The organism is Legionella cardiaca (assembly GCF_029026145.1).
GTDB classification, from domain to species: domain Bacteria; phylum Pseudomonadota; class Gammaproteobacteria; order Legionellales; family Legionellaceae; genus Tatlockia; species Tatlockia cardiaca.
The window spans coordinates 2,431,160-2,453,867 of the sequence record NZ_CP119078.1 but is presented as its reverse complement, the minus strand read 5'-3'; the positions used below and the strand labels follow the sequence as shown (position 1 = coordinate 2,453,867).

The window sequence follows — 22,708 nt, the reverse complement described above, 5'->3', positions numbered from 1 at the left end:
ATAAAGAAGTCTTGCATTTGTACAAATTTAGTATATAGTCGCGCCCACATTAGACGAATTGGTACTATTATGACTCACAGTATGACCGCTTTTGCCAGGGTGCAACGCCAGCTTGATGCTGGAGTTTTCTGCTGGGAAATCAAATCTGTTAACCATCGCTATCTTGATGTGTCGTTTCGTCTTCCTGAAGCATTTCGCTTTTTAGAGACATCTTTGAGAACGTTAATGCGTGATAAGCTAAGTCGTGGTAAATTGGAATGCCAATTGAAATTTCAAGCAACATCAAGCTCAAATCAGTCCATGCTTATCAATGAAAAGCTGGTTGACGATTTGCTTGAGATAGGAAATAAATTGGCGACAACCAAATTCATTGCCAACGACTTATCACTAAATGCCATTTTAGCTTGGCCTGGAGTGATTGAAACCACACAACCCGACATTGAATTATTGGGCCAACAGGCAGAACAATTATTTATGGAAGCTCTGACGCAATTGCTCGCAGTAAGAGAAGCGGAAGGGAATGCTTTAAAAATGCAAATTGAAAGTCGTTTGACTAAGTTGGATAAAGAAATAAAAAATAGTTTGCAGCAGGTAGCTGCACTTTCTGGTCAAACGCGTGATAAATTATTAACTCGTCTAAGTAGTTTACAATTAGAAATTGATAATACACGCATTGAACAAGAGATTGCTTTATTAATTGCTCGTGCGGATATAAGTGAAGAATTAGACAGACTACAAATCCATGTAAAGGAAGTGGCTAAAACATTGGATAGTAGTGAAGTGGCGGGACGGCGTTTGGATTTCTTGATGCAGGAATTGAATCGAGAAGCCAATACTTTGAGCTCTAAGTCAGATTCTATTGGGTTAACTCAAAGTGCTGTGGAAATGAAAGTCCTCATTGAGCAAATGCGTGAGCAAATTCAAAATATAGAGTAAACATCATGACTGTTACTTGCAAAGGCAGTTTAATAATAGTCGCTGCCCCATCTGGAGGTGGTAAAACCAGTTTGGTAAAAAAATTGGTGAATGAAATGGATAACATTGCAGTTTCCATTTCACACACAACCCGTAGTATGCGCCCAGGTGAGCAAGATGGGATCGATTATTTCTTTATTAATGAACAACAGTTCTTACAAATGATTAAAGAGGATGCTTTCATTGAACATGCTCTTGTTTTTAATCATTATTACGGTACTTCTGTGGCACAAATTAAAGCTCGACTGGAAGCAGGCATTGATGTTGTTCTGGACATTGATTGGCAAGGTGCGCAGCAAATTCGACGTATTTTTTCTGAGTCAATTTCGGTTTTTATTATTCCTCCGTCATTAGATGTTCTTAAACAGCGATTGCTCGGTAGGCGTCAGGATAATGAGGACGTTATCAAGGAACGTATGAAGCGCGCACAAGACGAATTAAGCCATTATTCTGAATTTGATTACCTGATAGTGAATGATGATTTTGAGAAAGCTGCCGCGGAATTACAAGCAATAGTAGTGGCTAACCGTTTGAAAATGAAGCGTCAATCCCTGCAACAAAGAAAATTACTTTCTTTCCTGCTGGCATCGCAGTAAAATAGACTATTTTGGGCCCTCAAAAACTCTACTAGAATGCCAAGATCTTGATTTTTTGACTTAATTACCTACCTATTAGCTATAGTAATAGAAAAAGACGTTAAAAAAATCAATTACTAGTAAATTAACAGGGGCCCTTAACTATCATTGGCCGACAATGTTTTAGTTTCTGGAGGGTAGATGTTATGGCACGTGTAACCGTAGAAGATTGCTTGGAACATGTAGCAAACCGTTTTGAATTGGTAATGGTCGCAACCAAGCGTGCTCGAGAGATCGCTGTGCGCGGTGAACAGCCGCTGGTTGAATGGGAAAATGATAAACCAACTGTGGTTGCTCTACGTGAAATTGCAGCAGGATTAATTAAACCAGATATTCTGGATAAAGATTAATTGAAAAACTTTCATTACCATAAAGAGAGTTTGAATCTACAGGTTTTTAAGGATTTACTATCGACGTTTGTTGCAGTGCCTAAAAATCTGATTTTCACAATTACCCGATGTAAATTGGCGAAAATAGTCAGACTACTCAACCATGGACTTTTTAAAGCTAATACATTAGAGCGGTAGTTTGAAGGGACAGGAGTATTGCGTGAGCTACTTTAAGGAGTTAGACGAAGAGCTTAAATGCTACCTTGAGCAACCGCTTATAGAAAAATGTTATCAAGCTTTCTTGGTGGCTGAAAAAGCACATCGTGGTCAAATGCGCCGTTCAGGTGAGCCTTATATTACTCACCCGGTTGCTGCTGCTTTAATATTGGCACGCATGCGCCTGGACTATCAAACCATCATGGCGACATTGCTTCATGATGTGGTTGAAGATACCTCAATTAGCAAAGAAGATTTAATTCAGCAATTTGGTGAAGACGTGACTGCTTTAGTCGATGGAGTCACCAAATTAACCAAGATCAAGTTTGAATCACGCGCCGAAGCACAAGCGGAAAACTTCCGTAAAATGGTTTTGGCCATGGTAAAAGATATTCGCGTAATTATTGTGAAGCTGGCTGACCGCTACCATAATATGCGTACTTTAGGGGCCATGCCCTCAGTTAAAAGACGACGTATTGCCATTGAAACCCTGGAGATTTACGCACCTATTGCGAATCGGCTGGGGATGCATGCTATTTATACTGGTCTTGAGGATTTAGGATTTCAAGCCTTATATCCCATGCGTTATCGGGCGATTAAATCTGCTGTGGAAAAATCCCGTGGAAATCGACGTGAATTAACGCAAAAAATTGAACAAGATTTAGAACACGCTTTAAAACAACTGAATATTCCTTACGAACATGTGTTTGGCAGACAAAAACACCTATACAGTATTTATCGTAAGATGCGCCAAAAGAAGGCTTCTTTTGCTGAGATTACTGATGTCTTTGCCTTTAGAGTTATTACCGAAGATATCGATGCTTGCTATCGTGTTCTTGGTGCACTACACCGTACATACAAACCCGTACCTCAACGTTTTAAGGATTATATTGGGATTCCCAAGGCAAACGGCTACCAATCGTTGCATACAACCTTGTTTGGCCCTTTTGGTGTTCCGCTGGAAGTACAAATACGAACACAGGATATGGATAAGGTGGCTGAAAATGGTGTTGCAGCGCATTGGATTTACAAATCTTCTGGTTTGGAAGTAAATGAAGCGCAGTTGCGTGCCCGCGAATGGGTGCAACGTTTACTTGAAATGCAGCGAAGTACAGGGAATTCTCTGGAATTTATTGAAAATGTCAAAATTGATTTATTCCCGGATGAAGTATATGTCTTTACGCCCAAAGGTCATATTATGGAATTACCGAAAGGGGCAACGCCGGTTGATTTTGCTTATACCGTTCATTCTGGCGTAGGGAATAGTTGTGTTGCAGCCAAAGTAAATCGTCGTCTTGTACCTTTAAGTATCCCGCTAACTAACGGACAAACGGTTGAAATTATTACTGCTCCCGGAGCGCATCCAAATCCTGCCTGGTTAAATTTTGTCGTTACTGGTAAGGCACGCAGTAATATTCGTCATTTTCTAAAGAGTCAACAACACGCTGAATCCATTGTGCTTGGCAAGCGGCTTTTGGAGCAATCGCTAACTGAATTGTCCAGTGATTACGCGAAGGTACCTCCTGAAACGTTGCAAGCATTACTTCATGATTTAAATTACAAATCATCCGATGAATTACTTTACGCAATTGGTATTGGTAATCAAATGCCAATGGTTATTGCAAAGCGGCTTATTATCTCGCAGGAAACTACAGAACTTGATAAAACAACAAAGAGTCGACCACTTGCAATTAAAGGGACAGAGGGGATGGTTGTCCATTTTGCCGATTGTTGTCAACCTATTCCTGGTGATAATATCGTAGGTCGTTTTCAACAGGGTCGTGGTATTATCGTGCACGCGAGTGATTGCCCTAATATCAATCAAGGACGAAGCAATCCCGAACAATTGATTTCATTGCGTTGGGATGAGCAGGTGCAGGGTGAATATTGGGTCGATATTACTGTTGAAGTTGCGAACCAAAGGGGAGTACTTGCTGCATTAGCAACAGCCATTTCTGAAGCAGAGTCAAACATAGGCAATATTAATGTTGATCCTCGAGATGGTCGTCATAATGCGGTAACTTTTTCCATTAGCGTACGTGACAGAACTCATTTAGCACGAGTAATGCGCCGTTTGCGAGCAAATAAAGTAGTAATGCGTCTTTATCGTAATAAGCAGGAGAATAATTAATGCAACCCGTTCATAGTGATTTGGCACCAGCAGCAATTGGTACCTATAGTCAAGCGATTCGTTGTGGAAATACTGTTTATTTATCTGGACAGATACCTCTTGATCCAAAAACCATGCAATTGTGCAGCACGGAAGTACGCATGCAAATTAATCAGGTTTTTGATAATTTATCCGCAGTTTGTGAAGCGGCTGGCGGCAGTCTTGCAAATCTTGTAAAACTGACTGTGTATCTAACTGATTTGAGTCATTTCCCTTTGGTAAATGAAGCTATGGCCAGATATTTCGTTGAGCCTTATCCTGCTCGAGCTGCTATTGGCGTAAGTGCTTTACCACGTAGTGCTCAAGTAGAAGTTGAAGGCATTATGGTTTTACCAGGCAAGTAGTCAGAAGAAAGCCAAAGTGAGCGATAATCATTATACCAAAGCAGGACGATTTATGTTCCTTGCCGTTTGGTTAATTTTCTTTGGGCTATTATTTTGGTTTTTTCACTATTACCAAAATGCAGAGCAAGGACAGTATCAGGTTAATGCGGGGACAGTTTCAGTGACACCTGACCCGCAAGGCCATTATTACGTTGATGGTTATATTAATGATCATCCGGTGAAGTTTCTCTTGGATACGGGTGCTACTTTAGTTGCTATTCCAGAAAATCTGGCTAAGAAGATGAATTTGAGAGGCCGTTATGCGGTAACAATTAAAACCGCAGGCGGAGAGGTGACTGGTTCATTAACGCGACTAGAAAATCTTTCTTTTGCTGACTTCAAGTTTCAAAATATTAAAGCCGTCATTGTTCCTACTGATAACGACAACGTCGTTTTATTAGGCATGAATGTGTTGGCGCAGTTTGATTTGTCGCAGAAAGGTAAGCGCTTAATCTTAAAAAAAAGCTGAAGCAATGATGTATCCTGAAGCAAAACAAAAAAATTCTTTAATGTTAAAAAGCATTTTTGCAGGTTCATTTTTGTTTATAATTTATAAATTGTTCCTATTTAGCTATTTTAAACCTACACTTGTGTGAATGACGAACCTATTGGTTTTTACAGTCAAAGTAATTTTTCTGATACCAAGGCTTTAGCTGATTATCAAAATTGAATAAATAATGAGTTTTTATGAGTATAGTTTCCTTTCAGGGTGTCACATTAAATCTTGCTGGTAATCGTCTATTAGATAAAGTCGACTGGCAAATCCAACCCCAGGACCGAATTGCTTTAGTGGGTAGAAATGGCGCTGGAAAATCTTCCTTGTTGCGCCTGTTACAGGGGGAACTGGTTCCTGATAGCGGGCAATTGAGTCGAATAAATGGTCTGCGGGTAGCAGGTTTAACTCAGGAAGTGCCTTTAACCGCTCAGGAAACGGTCTATCATTTTCTGGTAAAAAGTTTAGGAGAAGTAGGTGACGTTCTTTCGCAGTTCCATGCTCTGACGGTGGCCAATGACATTGCCAAATTAGCACAATGTCAGCAAAAAATGGACAACTTACATGCCTGGGATATTTTGCCGCGTGTGGAGATGATGGCAAGTCGGCTTGGTATTGACCCGCATGCGCAGATGAATCAATTATCAGGAGGAATGAAGCGTCGCGCTTTATTGGCGGCCGCTTTAATTGCTGCTCCTGATCTGTTGCTTCTCGATGAGCCAACCAACCATTTAGATGTAAATGCGATTGAATGGTTGGAGTCTTACCTGAAAACTTACACAGGTAGTTTGCTATTGGTGACTCACGATCGTGAATTTTTAAGTCAGGTGGCTAACCGTATTGTTGAAATTGATCGCGGCAAACTTTATAACTATGACTGCGATTATGAAACCTTCCTGGACAGACGGGAAGCTCGACGCATGAGTGAGCAAAAGCAAAACGACCTATTTGATAAGCGACTTGCCGATGAAGAAACCTGGATTCGTACTGGCATTAAAGCTCGACGCACCCGTAACGAAGGTCGTGTCCGTGCTTTAAAGGCCATGCGCGAGCAATATAAGGCTCGTCGCGAACAACTTGGGAAGGTACAAGCGCTTTCATTGGATGTATCACGTTCTGGTGCTTTGGTGATTGAAGCACAACATGTGAATTACCGCATTGCTGATAAAACCCTGTTACAAGATTTTTCCTTATTACTGATGCGGGGCGATAAGGTAGGGATTATTGGTCCCAATGGTTGTGGAAAAACAACCCTTGTCCGTTTGCTATTAGGAGAATTAACACCAGATTCAGGTTCGATACGACAAGGCACATCATTAGAAGTGGCGTATTTTGATCAGCTAAGACGTAAACTCGATGAGCAACAAACGGTGATGGCGAATGTTGGCGATGGTGCGGATTATGTCACTATTAATGGTCAGCAAAAGCATGTGGCTTCCTATTTACGCGAATTTTTATTTCCGCCGGAGCGTTTTAATCAGACGGTGGCCACCTTATCTGGTGGTGAGCGTAATCGCTTATTACTCGCAAAACTGTTTGCTAAGCCGGTTAATCTCCTGGTAATGGATGAGCCCACGAATGATTTAGATATTGAAACCTTGGAGTTATTGGAAACAATGTTAGTGGATTACCCTGGTACCTTGCTCTTGATTAGTCATGATAGGGCTTTTATTAATCAGGTGGTCACCAGCGTATTAGTTTATGAAGAAGAAGGTCAGTTTAAAGAATATGTGGGTGGTTATGACGATTATCGTAGTCAGAAAAAGCAGCAACAGCAACGAGAAGTAAGTGCTAAAACAGTAAAACGCCCGAAAAATGCAGCCAAATTAAGTTTCAATGAACAGCGAGAATTGGCGCAACTTCCGCAAAAAATTGAAACTCTGGAACAAAAAATTACCCAGTTACAATTAAGAATGACTGAGGCTGATTTTTATCAACAGGAAGCACAGGCCATTGCGACATTTAATCAACAATTGGCTGCTGATGAAGCTGAACTATCTCGACTTTATGAGCGCTGGGAAGCATTGGAGGACAAGGGGTAACTATGCTATTAACTGTAGCGCTAGTTGTAGTAGGCTGCGCAATCGTAGTGCTTTTTTCAAGAGAATTTGGCAACTTTTTTAAAAAAATGTTTGCAATTCGCGGCATGAAATTGTTTTTACCTTTAATATTAGTATCCACTTTAGTCGTGTATTATGAGTATTGGATTTCTGTAGGTTTGCTGAATATAAAATGGGTTTTACATCGTGTCGCTTCCATGATAGCTGACTGGTTACCGTTTACTGGCGCACTTCTTGTCGCTAATATTTTGGTACTCATGCTCGTTTCAGTTCTCCCGGTTGCTTTTGCTAATTTTCTAAACAAGCGAAGACATTATGAACCGCTTCGCTATGCTTTTGTGATTAGCATGGTGCTTTGGTTGTTGACGGCGATTTTATTAACCGTGAGTTATAGCTATTCTTAGCGGGTGCCTATACAGGAAAAAACCTGTAATGTCATTCCCGCGTAGGCGGGAATCTATCTGCCATTTAATTCTTTAACTTTCATATGGGGATGGGATTCCCGTCTGCGCGAGAATGACATAAATAGGTATTGTTGAACGTTAAAAACGCTTAGGTGTAACGATACCTCGCGCGATGGGAATGGAGTGTGAGGTTGGCCTTATACTGGTTGATTCCTGCTATTTTACACTAATGCGTTTGCATTTCTCCTAAATGATAAGGATAACCTTCGCGGCATTTTTTATAGGAATAGTAAACATAAGAAGGGTTAGTTGAAAAACTGTAATGGGTTGCATCATAGGCGCAGCAAGGAATCTTGCTCATAAAACAGCCCCTTTTAGCATGCCACAACAGACCGCTGCTTGTTTGACTTACGGAACGACCATCCATACAAACATAACGTGGGCGATCAGGTTTGCCCCCTACAATACAGCCTTGAGCAAAAAGAACCCCTGGTAAGACGCTGATAACAAAGCAAAGTATTTTGTTCATTCCCTTGTCCAACTGCTTGCTATACTATTAAAAATAGAAAGATGCTTGTTTTAAATCAAGTATTACTACAAAAACTTTTGCAAACTTTAAGGAATACTTAATAATTTGCGTTTAAAATAAAACTATAGAACTCGTCTGGAGTATGTAAATGCCTGCCGTAAATAACACTCTTAAAGCTGCGTTGCTGCGTGATGATATCGCGACAAAACCAGGAGCAATAGAAGCTTTAAATGATTTATTAAAATTAAATTATACTGACCCAACTACATTTGATGCTTTTAGACAAGCAATACTTAATAAGCCAACTTTTTGGCAGGGATTGGGATTTGATCCCACTGGCCAACCTAATAATAATACTTGGCTGCATCCTGATGGTGATATAGGTTCTGGGAATAATCCTCTTTACAGTTATGAAACTTTATATAAGCTAGCCGCCGAAAAAAGAATAATGATCGGTCTTGCCGGTAGAAGTGAAGCCGAGCTACAAAGCCTTCTTTCGCCTAATCCGCCAGCGACTGTATTGAGTACAACGGATATTCGTAATAAGCTTGTAACTTCTGCCACGCAGCAACCTCCGGCGGGTAGAGTAAGAGTTGGCCAACCTACTGTCACCTTGCCGGGTTGGGATCCTGCAACCCAAACAGTGTTGACAGATGCTGCAGTAGGGAATATTCAGAAAGAAGCACAACGCTTACTGATTCTTAAAAAGCTTGAAGCAGCAAATGCCAGTCATATCAATCATATCCAGGCATTGTTAACGGCAGGTGATGACGCTACTTTCCGAGCGGCACTTGGCAATCTCGGTGTGTCTGCCAATCTTGTCCAGGGTATGAATCACGCTGATTTATTTCCTTTGGTGAAGGTTGCGGCTGCTAAAAAAGGCTTTGAATTGCATCTTGCGGCAAATCCTATTGCTAATTTTAATCAGGCTTACAACCATTTAAAAGATAACAATAAAGCTAGATTTGCAACTAATGTAGTGCCAGCTCCCTATCAGGCTCATCTTCAAGCTGATTCGGAATCGGATTGGGTTCGCGAAGTATATGGCAAAAAATATCTGGAAGAATTTTATGCTAGAGAGGTTCGTGATGTTAACATGTTAAGTACCATAGCCAAACAATCTGATGTTGCAGCTCAAAAGCATTATTTAACCACCACAGGGGGACATGATGCTCTCTATGTAAATGCGGCTGTTACAGATAAGAATCTTCCAGCTCTACGTCAAGCTGCAGCGATCCAGGCGCTTAAATTAAAAATCGCTAACTTAGAAGATTTGGAAACACTCGATGCCTTGCTTAAAGTAACACGACCAGATGACATCAAGCGTATCTTAGATCGCAGCGATTCATTAGGTTATAAAAATGATACGGCCTTCCAGGATGCTTTTACCGATGCTAAAAGTGTACGCGAAATTATCGCTGCCGCCATGGTGAGGAAAGCCATTTATACAGCCGATGATCCGGCTAAGCTCAAGGCGATGCTACTCGATCCAACTCCCACTTTTAGTACAGTTTGGGATCGTTTTGCGCCACCGAACCCGGTGATATCAGGTTCTCATGTTGCTAATTATTTTAAAGATCCTGCTAATGTGTCTCACGCTAAGGCAGAGGCGTTAATTAGATTAGCGAAGATTACGCTCAAAGAGGCTGACGATGCCGAAATTGCAAAGATGGCTTTAGCCGCTACCCCAGGAGAGTTACAGAAAAGCGTCAGAACTCTACTAGGTAGTGATGAAAACACGGCTCAACCTACAGATGCTTTGATAACAAATATTACTTACAAGTTGGAACAGAGTTTAAAAGCACATGCTGCGATAGAAGCAACTTTACGAGCCACTAAAGATATAGATTTAGATTCGGGCACTAATTTTGCAAATTTTATAGGTCGGATAAATACTCTGAATATCACCAGACCTACTACAATTAACGGTGCTGCTGGTCGGGTTGGAGGTAGTACTTTAGCTAGCCTTAGTGTAAGTGCTCTTATTGCTAACCCTAATCTGTCTGCAAAGGAAAGGGAGGAATTCAGAGGTCGACTTGTTGAAAATTTAGTTCGTAATTATCCTGCACCGCCTACTGGAGACCCCCAAAAGTTAAACAATCTAACCCAGGCAAAAAATTTCACTACTTTCAAACAAGCTCTAACCGCGTTGGGTATTACCGAACAAGGCTGGGTGACAAAAGAAAGCATGACTGCTGTGCAAACTGCAGCGAGTAAACAAGCAATCCAAAGGAATTTAGGAAATTATTCCTCTTTTGCAAGTCACAATGCATTTAATGAGATGGTTGAAAAACTGCCTTTGGCAAAACAACAAGCGATGGTAGAGAATCCCGATATCACACGCTCCCTCCGAGATGCGCAAACTCCCGAGGCTATTCAACGAGTACTGGGAAGTGATATTAAGATTGATCCAGCACTTTTGAGCAATTTGGCTAAGGAAAATCAGCACCATGGTTTTGCAGCAAAAATTATTAATCCTGAGGTTGCAAGACTAGTTGGCAATTTAAGATTGTCACCTCCTGCAAAACTGGATGAAACCAGTGTTCGTACTATTAATAATCTAATATTAGGGGCTAATCCATTTAGTGGACCGAATTATCAAAGAACTGTAACTGCCATTGCGCAAGCTCTGCATCTACCTGATCATGCATTAGACGTAACTTTCGACACTGCAAGAGGGCCTTTAGCCAACATTACTACTCAACATACCCGTAATGCAGATCTAATCACTGAATATAATAGAACAATTAGCCCACCACTCCCAACACAATCCGATAAAGCTATTCTAGAGTTTTTAATGACTTTAAATAAGGATGGTGGGGCTCCTTTCCCCCAGGGCGATATAAATAGTGCCAAGGATGCTTTTCGTAACGCTAAAACGCCACAAGAGCTTATCCAAACGCTTGCTAATATCCCTACTGGTGGTGGCGTATTTACAGCAGATAGCCTTAAAAGACAAATTACACCCGAGGTTTTCTATGCTGCCAAGATAGAAAGCAATAAAGCGATTTTGTCTTCCAATAATAAAACAGAGGTTAGTGCAGCGTTAACCGATCAAAAAGCAGCACGTCAAGATGTTGTTGATTTACATAAGGAAATTACTTCGGGCGATAAAGCAATTTATGCCAAATTAAAAGATTTAAGCACAACCACTTCGATGAATTGGCTTAATCCGGGATTTCAGGCTTCTGCCAGACAATATTCACGTGAAATGTTAGCCACTTATCGTGAATTAGATAAGGTTTGTAATACCACGATAGAGTTTTTTGAAAATGAAATAGCGCTTTTAGAGAGGCAAAAAGCAAGTCTTCCTCCTACGACAGGAATGACTCCAGATTGTAAAAAACTAATAGACGCTGAACGAGTTGAGATTACTAAACAGTTAGCTGCAGCAAAAGAGGAACTGGCTCGCTATCAAGGTGTACAAAAATTGTTAAGAGGGACGCCAGGAGCTCCTGAGGATGCCTCTTTCGCGGATAAAGGTGTTCTAAGAGTACTTGAAGAAGCCGAGAAAGGTAAAGATATAAGATTTACAGGAATTGCGTCCGAAATAGAGGATTATCCGATAAGTCAGAAAGCCTCTTTACTGAAGGTTAAAGGCACTGATACGATTGATCTTACGACTGCAAATGCGCTGCGAGCGTCAACAAGCGGCCCAGTACGTTTTACTACAGAGAAACCTATTCCTCCGGGACATATCCGTAATCATACGGTAAGTTACAATGTGGATGTTCCAGCTGCAAGAGGCGTGGCAGCTTCCACACAGCAAGTCCATAGTAGATATTTGGAGGAGCGAGGACCTGATGTCGCCAGGGTCGATAAAAATGGCAAAGTATTCTATACCGCCACTACAACTATAACGAACAGGGAGGCTCCACCTAAAGGAAAAGATAAAGGTCACTGGATGTCTATGGCAGCAGATCTTTTGAAATCTTGTAGTGTTGTTCCGGGTCAGCCTTTACCTGGCGGAAAGCCCGGAGAGGTTCAAAAAATATACTTAAGTCATGGTGTATCAAAAGAGGAAGCGAAGCAACTGTGCATGGCCCTTCTTGTATTAGGAAGAGAGGTCCCCGATTTTAAATTTGATAGTTCTGCAATTGATTCAACTGATACAGGATTTGATGTAAGGAGCCTGGTTAATGACGACAGGCGTTTTAAGAGCCTTAGACAAGAGAAAATTCTTGATGAGCAAGAATATCAGGCATGGTTGAAAGATCCAGCTGTTGATCAAGCACTAAAGGGTATGAAGGCATTTGCTGAAGTGAAACACGGTAAACAAGCAGTACAAGACCAAAAGAAAATGACGACTACTGCAATAGATACTACGCAACATTATAAAAAAGAGGTCTCTGAAGGTCGACTAACCAAAATGGAAGAGAGCAATAAGGAAGTGCAGAAGACGATACCAACGCTTGGCAGTGGTGGTGGCGGATAACAGAGCGAATAAGCAATTTGGCAATAGCGCGAAAACTTACAATTTAGGAAAATAATGAATAAAAATAATTTGCCGATTGGTGTCTTTGATTCAGGGATGGGAGGCTTAACAGTTCTTCGTGCTCTTAAAGCCACTTTGGCGAATGAGTCTTTTATTTATTTGGGAGATACTGCTCGACTGCCCTATGGTACGAAAAGTCCTGATACTGTTCAGCAATATGCGTTGCAAATGGCTCGAGTTTTAGTGGAAAGGCAGATTAAAGCATTGGTTATTGCTTGTAATACAGCAACCACTGCGGCCCTTCCTCATTTACAAGCGATGCTTCCTGACATGCCTGTGTTGGGCGTGGTTTCTCCAGGGGCATCGGCTGTAGTGGCTGCGACTAAAAATCACCGCGTAGCAGTAATGGCTACGGAAACAACGATTGCTTCCAATGCCTATCAACGATTGATATGTGAAAAATTGCCGCAAGCACTGATTAGTGCTCGAGCCTGTAGTGTTTTAGTGGCATTGGCAGAGGAGGGCATGGTGGATAATGCCATTGCTCGAGAAGCTTTAAAACATTATATATCGGGCTTTTGTGAAGAAGATACCTTGTTACTAGGTTGCACCCATTTTCCAGTATTTAAATCCTTATTAAAGACGCTTCTTCCTGCGGGTGTTACCATTGTGGATTCAGCAGAAGCAACCGCGCAAGCCCTACAAAAAGTGTTAACGGAAGCCAACTTATTTAATTCGCAGCAATCAGCCCAAACGATACATTATTTGGTAACTGATTCCATCCAACGCTTTCAGATTGTAGGAGAGATTTTCCTGGGAGAGCCACTGGTCCATACTGAGATTGAATTAGTGGATGCTTGCACGAACTAATTTAATACTTACGTAATCCCTCGCTGTGCTCGGGATGATGAAAATAGCTCAGGAAGCTACCTAATCACTTTCAACGGTTATCTTCTTCTTTCGCGCTGATTTATGACGTGCTTGCATTTCAACGTCAATATAGCGATCGGTTGTCGCACTGGAACTATGACCAGCATCGTCGCGCACATGTTCCCTTGGACGTATTTTTACATCTTCTGAAATGCCTGTATGTCTTAACCAATGCACGGTCGCTGCAGTCAAATTATCGGCCTCTTCTTGCTGATTGTTTCGTCGTAACTCATCAACTGCGATATCAAAGCATAATTGCACTAAACGCCTAATAGGCGCTGTATCGCTCATTGGCCCCGTGCCACGAATCTTGGGGATTAGTGGCGAATTGTCGGCTGGAGAAGGTAATGGTGTTAAACCCAAAAATTGACGCCAGCGTGCCAAGCTGGCAAGCATTGCGTCACTAACTGCAACCTGGCGTTCCTTATTCCCTTTCCCAACAGTGGTAAACCACCACTGACCACTGGAATCCTTGGCAAAATCATTCATTGTTGGGATCCAGCGTTCACTTGCTGCAAGCTCAGAGATGCGCAAATACATACCAAAAAGCATACTAAGAATGAAACGGGTGCGCTCATGTTTCTCAGGATTTTCGTTGGCAAGTTTTTCAGCCGCGTCTATCACGCTATCCCACTGATTAAGACTTAATCGTCTGATGGGGGCATGGGTCTGACGTTTGCGTATAAATTTACTTTTTTGCCGGATTAAAGCTACAGGATTCGAAACTAAATATTCCTCGGCAATCAAAAAATTGAAAAAGGTACTTAAGATAGCAAAAATTTCCTGCACTGCGCCTTGAGAGAGACTGAATTGTTCAACTGAGGGGATTTCACCTTGTTTTCTTGCTGATTTGCTGACGATAGCTACAAAAGGGCGCCAATTTTCATTCGGTTGTCGTTTTCCTTCTTTTTCAATAAAACGGGGAACTTTTTTTACACTAATCCAGGCTTCAGGTGGATTTTGGCAAAAACGAACAAATTGCTCGATATCATCACGCTTTAATTCAGGCAAGGTTATTTTTTTGATATGCCAACACCATTGTAATAAACGTTCTGCTTCACGTCGGTAACTGTTGAATGTTCCTAAACTACCAATATAACTTTTTAAAAAGTTTAAACTGTAATAGAAATCATTTTGATACCGCGAATCGGGTAAAACGACATTTTCCTGATTTTTATGAAGATAATTAATATTATCGAAGATCGGTAATAATCGCAGTTTCATGATTTTAACTATTTCAATTGATGTTTTAGGATACTAACTAGAAACAATTGAGGCAGCAATAAATATTATTTTTCTGTCGATAACAAAAGCATTCCCATATTTTTGCAGATAACCATTCAACGGATTGGAATTACCTTCTTATGATGGATGGTTGCCCGTCTGCGCGGGCATGACAGATTTTTTTACTGCATTGGATCTATTACAGTAATACCCATTCCGGTTTTGATATGAATTAAAGGATGTCTGCTGGCGTATAATTTTAAAGATTAATAGTTAATTTTTTGCAGAATTATCAGCTTAGGATAAAATTTATAGTCGAGGTTATTGACCTCTCGCACTGCTACGAGTATTATTTGCGCTCTGTCCTTGGGGACGGGTTAACGGGGTGTAGCGCAGTTTGGTAGCGCGCCTGCTTTGGGAGCAGGATGTCGGGGGTTCGAATCCCTCCACCCCGACCAGTTTTAATTTGCGCCCGTAGCTCATCTGGATAGAGCATCGGCCTTCTAAGCCGAGGGTAGCAGGTTCGAATCCTGCCGGGCGTGCCAGCCTGAGTGCAGTATTCCTATATAGTAGATAATATATAATTATGGTGAGCGTAGCTCAGTTGGTAGAGCCCCGGGTTGTGATCCCGGTTGTCGTGGGTTCGAGTCCCATCGTTCACCCCATACTTTGAATACTCCTAAAGCGAAGTTAGGTACGTTGAAGAGCGGCAAAAAACATTGAAAGTATGACTCTTTCAACGTGATTGAAGCTTGTAGTAAAAGGCAAGCGTTTTTAGGAAATAAGGCCATCCAAGCTTAAGATTCATTCTGAGTCTTTACAAGAGGGGCTTACTGTTTGATAATTCCACCCTGTTTAGCGAAAGTGGCGGAACTGGTAGACGCGCTGGATTTAGGTTCCAGTGGGGTAACCCGTGAGAGTTCGAGTCTCTCCTTTCGCACCATTTCATATAATTTCCAAGAGGTGACTAGATGCAAGTTTCTGTTGAGACCTTGAAAGGTTTGGAACGTAAAGTAACAGTTTCGGTACCGACCGAAAAAGTAGAGGAAGAAGTGAGCCTGCGTCTCAGAAATCTTGCTCGCAAAGTAAAGGTGGACGGTTTTCGCCCCGGCAAAGTCCCTATGCATGTTGTCCAAAGTCGTTTTTCTGCCAGCGTTCGTGAAGACGTAGCCAGAGAAATGGTGCAATCAACTTTATATGAAGCATTACAAGATAAAAAGCTGATCCCAGCTGGTTCGCCTCAGGTTGAGCCTGAGCAAGTTGAATCAGGAAAAGATTTTGTCTACAGCGCAATTTTTGAGGTTTTCCCAGAAATTACTATCGTAGAACTCGATAACACCAAGATTGAAACAATTCGTGCTGAAGTAACTGACAAAGATGTCAACGAGATGCTCGAAAAATTGCGTGAGCAAAATAAAGAATGGCATGAAGTATCTCGTGCTATCGCTAAAGATGACAAAGCTGTTATCGATTTCGAGGGCTTCTTGGGTGATAAAGCTTTTGAGGGTGGAAGTGCTGAAGGTTATGAAATTGTCATCGGCTCTGGCTCAATGATTCCAGGCTTCGAAGACAGCTTGATCGGTGGTAAAAAAGGCAAGCCATTTGATATTAAAGTCACTTTCCCAGAAGATTATGGTCATAAAGATTTAGCAGGGAAAGAAGCAACCTTTAAAATTACTGTACATAAAGTTATGGAAGGTAAGTTGCCTGCTTTGGATGATGCTTTTGCTGAAAAGTTTAATATCAAGGAAGGCGGCATAGAAGCGTTGAGAAAAGACATCAAAGAGAATATGGTTCGTGAGCTCGATCGTCGTGTTAGTGCCATGAATCGTGAAAAAATCTTTGATGCACTGTTAGCAGTCAATTCATTTGATTTACCTAATGCACTAATCGATAAAGAAATCGAACATTTAAAACATGAAATGTATCATCGTCTTTTTGGTCATGAGCATCATGACAATGAGAAAATACCCGATTTCCCAAGAGCATTGTTTGAAGAACAGGCAAAACGCCGCGTTCATCTTGGCCTGCTTTTCTCTGAATATGTTAAAAAACATGAATTGGTTGCAGATAAAGCTCGTGTTGATGCAATGATTGATAAATTTGCCAGTGCTTATGAAAGTCCAGACGAATTGCGCGCTTGGTACCAAGCCAGCAAGGAACGTATGGGAGAAATCGAAGCCTTGGTTATGGAAGAAATGGTTGCCGAGAAGATCAGTGAAAATGCTAAACTGACAGAGAAAAAAATGAGTTATGAGGATGTAATGAATCCTAAGAAAGAATCTACAAAGGAGGGAGCGTAAGAGCATGGCGCTAGATTCAGTTAACTTGATAAGGAATGCCAGTGGCTTGGTGCCAATGGTGATTGAGCAAACATCCCGAGGGGAACGCTCTTATGATATATACTCAAGGCTTTTGAAAGAACGTATTATTTTTCTGTTAGGCGAAGTTGAAGACCATATGGCTAACTTAGTTGTGGCTCAATTATTGTTTCTAGAATCAGAAAATCCAGATAAAGACATTTCCCTGTATATTAACTCACCAGGTGGGGTGGTAACAGCAGGTCTTGCTATCTATGATACGATGCAATTTATCAAGCCAGATGTCAGTACACTATGTATTGGACAAGCAGCTAGCGCAGCTGCATTGCTGCTTTGTGCTGGCGCAGAGGGTAAGCGCTTTTGTTTGCCAAATTCTCGAGTAATGATCCATCAACCGTTGGGTGGTTATAGAGGGCAAGCAACTGATATTGAAATTCACGCACGTGAAACATTGGCTGTTCGTGAACGTCTGAATAGTATTATGGCAAAACATACTAAAAAGACACCTGATCAGATTATGCGTGACACCGAGCGCGATAATTTCATGAGTGCTACGCAAGCCACTGAATATGGTTTAGTAGATAAAGTTCTCACGGACCGCAATGCGCTAACTGAAACCAAATAAAAACTTGTCGGCCAGTTTATTCTTAAAAACTGGCCTATTTTATTTGGCGTTATTTTTCTAATTGTCTAAAATTTTACTAGGGCTTGTGCTTAAAGTTGTAAATAAAAGGGAAATAAGAGAATTAGGAGCAAGGATAGATTTAAAGCGAATAGCCAACGCTATTTAGTATTTAGTACTATTTCTTTGTTCCGATAAATTTTCTCGTAATTTGCCTGGTAGGAATCTTTTTTAAGACAGGCTTTCAGCTTACCACTGCTTTTGGTAACAGTAAGAAAGGGGTTTGTAGATGAGTAAAACCGGTAACGGCGATGGTGATAAGGTCTTGTATTGTTCATTCTGTGGAAAGAGTCAGCATGAAGTAAAAAAATTAATTGCTGGTCCCTCTGTGTTTGTCTGCGATGAATGTGTTGAGCTCTGCAATGACATTATTCGTGAAGAAACTCAGGAAATGCAAGAGGAGACTGAGACTCGTTTACCTACACCTAAAGAAATCGCCAACTTTTTAGATGAATATGTAATTGGTCAGCCTCATGCAAAAAAAGTATTGTCTGTAGCTGTTTATAATCACTATAAACGTCTGCATCATAAAACTGAAGATGGCATAGAGCTAGGTAAAAGCAATATTTTATTAATTGGACCTACGGGTAGCGGTAAAACATTACTAGCTCAAACACTGGCTCGCATATTGAACGTGCCATTTACTATGGCTGATGCGACCACACTGACAGAAGCTGGTTATGTGGGTGAAGACGTGGAAAATATCATCCAAAAACTACTGCAAAAATGTGACTACGATGTTGACAAAGCGCAACAAGGCATTGTCTATATCGATGAGATCGATAAAATTTCCCGTAAATCTGATAATCCATCTATTACGCGTGACGTTTCTGGTGAAGGAGTTCAACAAGCGTTATTGAAATTAATAGAAGGAACGATCGCATCGGTACCTCCTCAAGGGGGGCGTAAGCACCCTCAACAGGAATTCCTGCAGGTAGATACTTCAAATATTTTATTTATTTGCGGTGGAGCTTTTGCCGGTCTGGATAAAGTGATACGCGAACGCAGCGATAAATCAGGTATAGGTTTCTCTGCGGAATTAAAAAATAAAAAAGATACTCAGGATATGGAAAGAGTCTTGAGTGCGCTTGAGTCCGAAGATTTAGTAAAATACGGTTTAATTCCTGAGTTTGTTGGGCGATTACCTGTGGTAACTACGCTTCATGAGTTAAACGAGGATGCATTGATTGACATTCTTACTAAGCCAAAAAATGCACTAACCAAACAATTTCATGCTTTATTTAAAATGGAAGGGGTTGAATTGGAATTCCGTGAAGAAGCCCTGCATTTAATTGCTAAAAAGGCCCTTGATAGGAAAATAGGTGCTCGTGGTTTACGTGCTATCCTTGAAAATATACTTTTAGACACCATGTATGAATTACCTTCAATGGAAGGTGTTAATAAAGTAGTTATCGATGAAAATGTTATCAATAACACTGGAAAACCCATCCTTATCTATGAGGGTGAGGAAAGCAAACAATCTGCTGCAGGTGGAAGAGAATAAGAAACCATTCTAATAGTGTGGTTATATTTGGTAACCGGAGCGACAAAGTAAAAAATTGGACTGATTTTTTCAGGTTTTTTGTAACTGAACATACATTTAGCAGCAAAACGCCAGAAAAAATCAGCAGATAAAATGTCGTGCCACTGGAGTAAAATAGCATTTTTTAGGATTATATAGTTGCACTGCGCTCCTGTTTTTGGAAAAACAGGGGGCAGCGTTCAGGTTTCTATGTCTTAGTGTTAATAATTTAACCGAAGGCGGCTGTGCTTTTTCTCATAGGATTATCGTTTGAATAAGGGCTTATTATGTCTAGCGAAAGCGAAAATGATTTCATGCCAAATGAAAATGAAGAAGTAGGATCATCATTGTTACCTGTTTTACCTCTCCGGGATGTGGTTGTGTATCCGCATATGGTAATTCCTCTGTTTGTTGGACGGGATAAATCCATTAAAGCCCTGGAAGCATCGATGGTAGATAACAAACAGATTTTCCTAGTGGCTCAAAGGAAATCTTCTAATGATGATCCTGGACCAGAAGATGTTTATACTGTTGGTACAGTGTCCAGCGTCTTACAATTACTCAAATTACCTGATGGGACTGTAAAAGTGCTGGTTGAAGGTGAACAGCGAGCACAAGTAAAAGAATATGTTCAGGGAAAAGGTTTTTTAGAAGCCTCTTTAGAATCAATTGATGAATTGAACGAACAGATAAAAGAGCAGGAAATTGAAATTTTGATGCGCTCTTTGATGTCACAATTCGAGCAATATATTAAGCTCAACAAAAAAATTCCACCTGAAGTTTTAAGTTCGCTGGCAAGTATTGAAGAACCAGGTCGTCTAGCAGACACAATTGCTGCCCATTTATCTCTAAAAGTTGAAGATAAGCAAGAATTATTGGAAATCCTTGATGTTGGAACGCGTCTAGAGCGCTTAATGGCTGCTATTGAAGGTGAAATTGATTTACTTCATGTTGAGAAGCGCGTTCGCGGCCGCGTAAAACGGCAAATGGAAAAAAGTCAGCGCGAGTACTATCTCAATGAGCAAATGAAGGCAATTCAGAAAGAATTAGGCGATCTCAGTGAGGAAGGCAATGAAATAGAACAATTAGAAAGTTCTATTAATAAAGCAGGCATGCCCAAAGAAGCTAAAGAAAAATCGCTTTCAGAATTGCAAAAATTAAAAATGATGTCGCCAATGTCTGCTGAGGCGACGGTAATTCGCAACTATTTGGATTGGATGTTGTCTGTTCCCTGGAAAAGAAAAAATAAAATCCAATTTGATTTGAGTAAAGCGGAACGTTTGCTTGATAAAGAACATTATGGCCTTGAGAAAGTCAAAGAACGTATTCTTGAATACCTGGCGGTACAACAGCGTGTGAAACGTTTAAAAGGCCCTATTTTGTGTTTAGTAGGTCCTCCTGGGGTTGGTAAAACTTCATTGGGACAATCTATTGCCAACGCTACGGGTAGAACATTTATTCGTATTGCACTCGGCGGGGTACGAGACGAGGCAGAAATACGAGGGCATCGCCGAACCTATATTGGTTCTATGCCCGGGAAAATAATTCAGAAATTATGCAAAGCAGGCGTAAAAAACCCGCTGATTATGCTCGATGAAGTAGACAAAATGGCTATGGATTTCCGTGGTGATCCAGCCTCTGCATTACTTGAGGTTTTAGATCCAGAGCAAAATCATACGTTTAGTGATCATTATCTCGAAGTGGATTATGACTTAAGTGATGTAATGTTTATTGCTACAGCGAATTCTTTGGAAATTCCAGCGCCATTGCTAGATAGAATGGAGGTAATTCGTTTACCGGGTTATACCGAGGATGAGAAGATCCATATTGCTGAAAGTTACCTGATACCAAAACAACTGGTCTTAAATGGATTGAAGGCCGATGAGATTAATATTGCAGAAACGGGTGTTCGAGAAATTATTCGTCACTACACACGCGAAGCAGGGGTACGAAATCTGGAACGCGATATCGCAAGTGTCTGCCGAAAAGTGGTGAAAGAGATTTTAACTGGCAAACGAGTTAAAAAAGTCACTATTTCTCGTAGTAATATTGAAAAATACCTTGGAGTAAAAAAATTCCGTTATGGTCTAGCTGAGGAATTTGATCAGGTAGGTCAGGTAACAGGGCTTGCCTGGACCAGTGTGGGTGGAGAGCTTTTAACCATCGAGGCATCCATGATGCCTGGAAAAGGTAAGACGACGCATACGGGGCAGTTGGGCGAGGTCATGCAAGAATCCATTCATGCTGCAATGACAGTGGTTCGAAGTCGTGCTAAATCATTTAATCTGCAGGATGACTTCTATGACAAAAATGATTTTCATGTGCATGTGCCGGAAGGTGCTACACCCAAAGACGGTCCCAGCGCAGGTATAGGAATGTGTACAGCACTAGTTTCTGTGCTTACGCAGATTCCTGTACGGGCAGATGTTGCGATGACTGGAGAGATTACCTTGCGTGGGCAGGTACTTCCTATCGGTGGCCTAAAAGAGAAATTACTGGCCGCACACCGTGGGGGCATCAAGCACGTCATTATTCCTGAAGAAAATCGCAAGGATCTTGAAGAGATTCCTGACAATGTATTGAGGAAGTTGACAATTCATCCAGTTAAGACAATTGAACAGGTTTTGGAGTTGGCTTTACAGCGTAGTCCTATCGTAAATACGTCAAGTTCTGACCAAACTAAGGTCATTCCGAATAAAAGTTCAAAAAAAATTAAAAATAAGGATTTACATGCCCATTAATACCGGGTATATTTCACAGCGTTGCCCGCCACTGGCGGGTGATGCAAGGATGTGACTGCTGCTTGACTGGGGCTGATGTTTTTGATTTAATCGCCGCCGGGTAAGGAAAGAATAACTGATAGGGGAAAAGATGAATAAGAGTGAATTAATTGAAGCAATTGCAAATGGTTCAGGCGTAACTAAAGCAGACGCTAGTCGAGTTCTCGATACTTTTATGACAACCGTGACCGACGCTTTAAGAAGCGGTGACCAAGTTGTATTACCAGGTTTCGGTTCTTTCTCCACTGGTAACCGTTCTGCGCGCACTGGTAGAAATCCGCAGACAGGTGAAACCATTGAAATCAAAGCTTCAAGAGTTGCTAAGTTTAAAGCTGGCAAATCATTGAAAGAAGCTGTACAAGAAGCGTAAGTTTTTTGGGTGCTTAGCTCAGCTGGGAGAGCATCGCCCTTACAAGGCGAGGGTCGCAGGTTCGATCCCTGCAGCACCCACCATGAATTGGAGTGGTAGTTCAGTTGGTCAGAATACCGGCCTGTCACGCCGGGGGTCGCGGGTTCGAGCCCCGTCCACTCCGCCAGATTAACGCGCCGTATGGCGCGTTTTTTTTATCAATCAAGTTTTGAATCTAGATTTCTTTGCAAATTACCCAAATTATGGAACA

Annotated in this window: 17 protein-coding genes and 6 tRNA genes; 21 read left to right on the top strand and 2 right to left on the bottom strand. The window is 41.3% G+C overall.

The annotated features are described in order from the left end of the window. Window positions 1-69: 69 nt before the first annotated feature. The 8 genes from PXX05_RS10490 (at window position 70) to PXX05_RS10455 (ending at window position 7,665) form a co-directional block, all read left to right on the top strand. Window positions 70-936, top strand: coding sequence for a YicC/YloC family endoribonuclease (locus PXX05_RS10490; RefSeq protein ID WP_275088169.1), 867 nt, complete (start codon window positions 70-72; stop codon window positions 934-936). Window positions 937-941: 5 nt separating this feature from the next. Next, window positions 942-1,571, top strand: coding sequence for a guanylate kinase (gene gmk, locus PXX05_RS10485; RefSeq protein WP_275088168.1), 630 nt, complete (start codon window positions 942-944; stop codon window positions 1,569-1,571). A 185-nt stretch (window positions 1,572-1,756) separates the two neighbouring features. After that, a complete protein-coding gene (rpoZ, locus tag PXX05_RS10480) occupies window positions 1,757-1,960 on the top strand; it encodes a DNA-directed RNA polymerase subunit omega (RefSeq protein ID WP_058443088.1) in 204 nt (67 codons plus the stop codon). 199 nt (window positions 1,961-2,159) lie between these two features. Continuing rightward, window positions 2,160-4,286 (top strand): bifunctional GTP diphosphokinase/guanosine-3',5'-bis pyrophosphate 3'-pyrophosphohydrolase, encoded by a 2,127-nt coding sequence (gene spoT, locus PXX05_RS10475; protein WP_275088167.1) that lies wholly within the window; start codon window positions 2,160-2,162, stop codon window positions 4,284-4,286. Then, complete coding sequence (locus PXX05_RS10470) at window positions 4,286-4,669, top strand: RidA family protein (RefSeq protein ID WP_275088166.1); 384 nt, start codon at window positions 4,286-4,288, stop codon at window positions 4,667-4,669. The genes spoT and PXX05_RS10470 overlap by 1 nt, the downstream gene beginning before the upstream one ends. A gap of 16 nt (window positions 4,670-4,685) precedes the next feature. Further along, window positions 4,686-5,177, top strand: coding sequence for a retropepsin-like aspartic protease family protein (locus PXX05_RS10465; protein WP_275088165.1), 492 nt, complete (start codon window positions 4,686-4,688; stop codon window positions 5,175-5,177). A gap of 218 nt (window positions 5,178-5,395) precedes the next feature. Beyond that, on the top strand, window positions 5,396-7,243 hold the full coding sequence (locus PXX05_RS10460) for an ATP-binding cassette domain-containing protein (protein WP_275088164.1): 1,848 nt from the start codon (window positions 5,396-5,398) through the stop codon (window positions 7,241-7,243). A 2-nt stretch (window positions 7,244-7,245) separates the two neighbouring features. Next, a complete protein-coding gene (locus PXX05_RS10455; protein WP_275088163.1) occupies window positions 7,246-7,665 on the top strand; it encodes a hypothetical protein in 420 nt (139 codons plus the stop codon). Window positions 7,666-7,891: 226 nt separating this feature from the next. Here PXX05_RS10455 and PXX05_RS10450 read toward each other — a convergent pair whose 3' ends face one another. Further along, window positions 7,892-8,194 (bottom strand): hypothetical protein, encoded by a 303-nt coding sequence (locus PXX05_RS10450; protein ID WP_275088162.1) that lies wholly within the window; start codon window positions 8,192-8,194, stop codon window positions 7,892-7,894. Window positions 8,195-8,342: 148 nt separating this feature from the next. On the opposite strand from PXX05_RS10450, the gene PXX05_RS10445 reads away from it, so the two are divergent. Beyond that, window positions 8,343-12,629 (top strand): hypothetical protein, encoded by a 4,287-nt coding sequence (locus tag PXX05_RS10445; protein ID WP_275088161.1) that lies wholly within the window; start codon window positions 8,343-8,345, stop codon window positions 12,627-12,629. Window positions 12,630-12,683: 54 nt separating this feature from the next. Then, complete coding sequence (murI, locus tag PXX05_RS10440; RefSeq protein ID WP_275088160.1) at window positions 12,684-13,499, top strand: glutamate racemase; 816 nt, start codon at window positions 12,684-12,686, stop codon at window positions 13,497-13,499. A gap of 60 nt (window positions 13,500-13,559) precedes the next feature. Here murI and PXX05_RS10435 read toward each other — a convergent pair whose 3' ends face one another. Further along, window positions 13,560-14,783 (bottom strand): tyrosine-type recombinase/integrase, encoded by a 1,224-nt coding sequence (locus PXX05_RS10435; RefSeq protein ID WP_275088159.1) that lies wholly within the window; start codon window positions 14,781-14,783, stop codon window positions 13,560-13,562. 381 nt (window positions 14,784-15,164) lie between these two features. On the opposite strand from PXX05_RS10435, the gene PXX05_RS10430 reads away from it, so the two are divergent. The 11 genes from PXX05_RS10430 to PXX05_RS10380 all read left to right on the top strand — a co-directional run bounded on the left by PXX05_RS10430 (window position 15,165) and on the right by PXX05_RS10380 (window position 22,624). Then, window positions 15,165-15,241, top strand: a tRNA-Pro gene (locus tag PXX05_RS10430). 10 nt (window positions 15,242-15,251) lie between these two features. Beyond that, window positions 15,252-15,328: transfer RNA gene (locus PXX05_RS10425), tRNA-Arg, on the top strand. Between the two features lie 44 nt (window positions 15,329-15,372). Continuing rightward, a tRNA-His gene (locus tag PXX05_RS10420) sits at window positions 15,373-15,448 on the top strand. A 193-nt stretch (window positions 15,449-15,641) separates the two neighbouring features. Further along, window positions 15,642-15,726, top strand: a tRNA-Leu gene (locus PXX05_RS10415). Window positions 15,727-15,754: 28 nt separating this feature from the next. Beyond that, window positions 15,755-17,086 (top strand): trigger factor, encoded by a 1,332-nt coding sequence (tig, locus tag PXX05_RS10410; protein ID WP_275088158.1) that lies wholly within the window; start codon window positions 15,755-15,757, stop codon window positions 17,084-17,086. Window positions 17,087-17,090: 4 nt separating this feature from the next. Then, window positions 17,091-17,729: an ATP-dependent Clp endopeptidase proteolytic subunit ClpP gene (clpP, locus tag PXX05_RS10405; protein ID WP_275088157.1), complete on the top strand. Its 639-nt coding sequence runs from the start codon at window positions 17,091-17,093 to the stop codon at window positions 17,727-17,729. Between the two features lie 286 nt (window positions 17,730-18,015). Further along, the gene (gene clpX, locus PXX05_RS10400) at window positions 18,016-19,290 is read left to right on the top strand and encodes an ATP-dependent Clp protease ATP-binding subunit ClpX (RefSeq protein ID WP_275088156.1); all 1,275 of its coding nucleotides are present in this window, start codon (window positions 18,016-18,018) and stop codon (window positions 19,288-19,290) included. Between the two features lie 332 nt (window positions 19,291-19,622). Further along, window positions 19,623-22,049, top strand: a complete 2,427-nt coding sequence (gene lon, locus PXX05_RS10395) for an endopeptidase La (protein ID WP_275090495.1) — start codon at window positions 19,623-19,625, stop codon at window positions 22,047-22,049. Window positions 22,050-22,179: 130 nt separating this feature from the next. After that, window positions 22,180-22,458, top strand: a complete 279-nt coding sequence (locus PXX05_RS10390; RefSeq protein ID WP_045105272.1) for an HU family DNA-binding protein — start codon at window positions 22,180-22,182, stop codon at window positions 22,456-22,458. Window positions 22,459-22,465: 7 nt separating this feature from the next. Beyond that, a tRNA-Val gene (locus PXX05_RS10385) sits at window positions 22,466-22,541 on the top strand. A gap of 6 nt (window positions 22,542-22,547) precedes the next feature. Then, a tRNA-Asp gene (locus tag PXX05_RS10380) sits at window positions 22,548-22,624 on the top strand. Window positions 22,625-22,708: the final 84 nt, after the last annotated feature.